The 2,121-nt window shown below is 72.2% G+C and carries 1 pseudogene; it reads left to right on the top strand.

Going from position 1 to position 2,121, the window contains the following annotated elements:
* Positions 1-19 precede the first annotated feature (19 nt).
* Positions 20-2,121, top strand: a pseudogene (locus tag HCK00_RS26585) (hypothetical protein); the annotation flags it as partial.

Genomic DNA, 2,121 nt, shown 5'->3' with positions numbered 1-2,121 from the left:
TCAGGTGTTCGGCAATGAGGTGGAGACCGACCGCGGGGTGCCGGGCGGCCGATACGAGGCGGCGCTGCGGGGCATCGCCGCGCTGGAGACCCTGCGCGCCAACGACCCGGCCGTCAGCAGGCACACCCCGTTCCGCCTGGAACTGTGGACCTTCCTCGCGCGGCGGACGGGTGACGGCACGCTGGACGAGGCGGCCTACCTCCGGGCCCTGGAGGCATCCCGGACACTGCTGGACGGGCAGCCCGACGCCCGGCTCGGTGACCAGCTCCCGGACTCCGAGCTGGCCTACGCGGCCGGCGAGTTCGGGAAGCCCGGCCGCAACGACCTGGTACGCGACATCCTGCGGAAGCCGACGGGGTCGCTGAGCTCCGCGGACATCGCGCGGGCCTTCTGGGCGACCACCGCGGCGGCCCGCGTGCTGGACACCATGGAGCCGGCCGAGCGGGAGCACCTGGGCCGCGGTGTCCTCCACGTCCCGGCCACCGTCCCCTGGAGCGATGAGCGGTCGCTGGAGCTCGGTGCCCTGGTGGCGCGGGCTCACGCCCGGGGGCTGGACAGCACCGACCGGCACGTGCTGGCCGCCCTCCACCTGGTGGAGCTGGGCGCGTTCCGGCCGGCCTCCCACGTCACCGACGGCACCTCGGTGCACGGCTACAACTGGAGTGGCGTCCCGACCCCGGACGGGGTGGACCTGGACCGGACCCGCGCGGTCCGCAAGACGGCCACCGGCAAGGCGTTCGACAGCCCCGCGCCGCCGTGGGCCTCCTCGCCCACCAAGCCGTGGATGATCTTGACGGGGATGCGGCAGGGCATCGTCGAGCTGCATCTGCCGGGGGCTCCCGGTCCGGTGCGGGTGCCGGACGCGGAACTGTGGGCGTTGCTGGATCTCGACCCGGTGCTGAGTCAGATCGGTCTCGGGCGGCCGGTGGCTTTCCTGACCTCCGAGTTCAAGGTGGGCACCACGGGGACCAGGTCCCGGGCGCAGGCGTTCACCGACCGCACCGGCCGGTCTGCCTGGGCCTACACCGGTCCGCTGGAGTTCGACCCGGCGGGCCCGGGCGCTCCGTCCGTCGTCACGGCCCGGCGGGACAAGAAGCTCGGCATGTGGCGTAAGACCACCTGGCAGGCCAGGCCGGTCACGGCATCCGCCGGACCCCTCGTGACCACGGGATCGCCGGACGTTCCGGATGTCGGGTCGCTCACCCTCGGCGAGAGCGGTTCCGGTGGGTTGTTGGCTGCGGGGACGTTGCTGACGAGTGCGTCGGGCGGTTCGCGGGGGCGTAATTGGACGGGTGAGAAGGTCCGTCAGGTGCGGTTGGGCCGGGTGCGCGTGTTCGAGGAGCGGCCTGGTGTCGCGTTGCGGGAGGTGTCGGAGGGGGCGGCGCCGTGGGGTGACGCGGCGTGGGTGGTGTGGGCCGGCGGGGACGCGTCGGGTGTGCGTGGCCCGGACGGGCGGGTGCTGAGCGCGGAGCAGGTGGCCGCGGAACTCGCCGCCGATCCGGAGCTGGCGAAGCTCCCGAAGGACGTCCCGGTGGTGCTGGTGGTGCCGGAGGCGGCGAACTCCCTGCATCTGGGGCTGCTGCGTGCGGTGGCGAACCGGTTGGGGCGGACGGTGTGGGCGCCCAGTGGTGAGGGCCGTCTGGTGCGCCGCGCCAAGCAGCGTGACCATGTGCTGGCGCTGGTGGACACCGATCCGGAGCGGCCGGTGGGTGCGTGGGTGCCGTTCCAGCCGACGTCGTCCGCTGGTCCGGTGGTTTCGGTGGTGGACCGGTCGTGGACGGGGCTGGACGGCACGGTCTTCCGTGATTCGGGTGTGGGGTCCCGTCCTCTGGTGTCGGATCGGGGTGAGCGGTTCGGGCGGATGTCGCATGCGGACGATGCCCGGGTCCGTGAGGAGTTGTTGCGCTCGTATCACCACGCAAGTGTGCTGACTCACATGATGCCGACCGGTGGCAAGCCGGTGGTGATCAGTGAAGAGGCCAGGGCGGATTCCGGTCCGGATGGTCCGGCTGTTTACACCTTTGTGGCTCATGGTGTGCCGGGTGCTGTGGAGATCGGCTTGGGGGTGGGCCGGTCGGTGTGGCTGAGTTCGGCGGCCGGTGGTCTGTTGATCGGTGGGTC

The sequence above is a fragment of the Streptomyces zingiberis genome (genome assembly GCF_012034935.1).
Classification (GTDB): domain Bacteria; phylum Actinomycetota; class Actinomycetes; order Streptomycetales; family Streptomycetaceae; genus Streptomyces; species Streptomyces zingiberis.
Note: the sequence above shows the minus strand (reverse complement) of the source record. Positions and strands in the feature narration are given on the sequence as shown.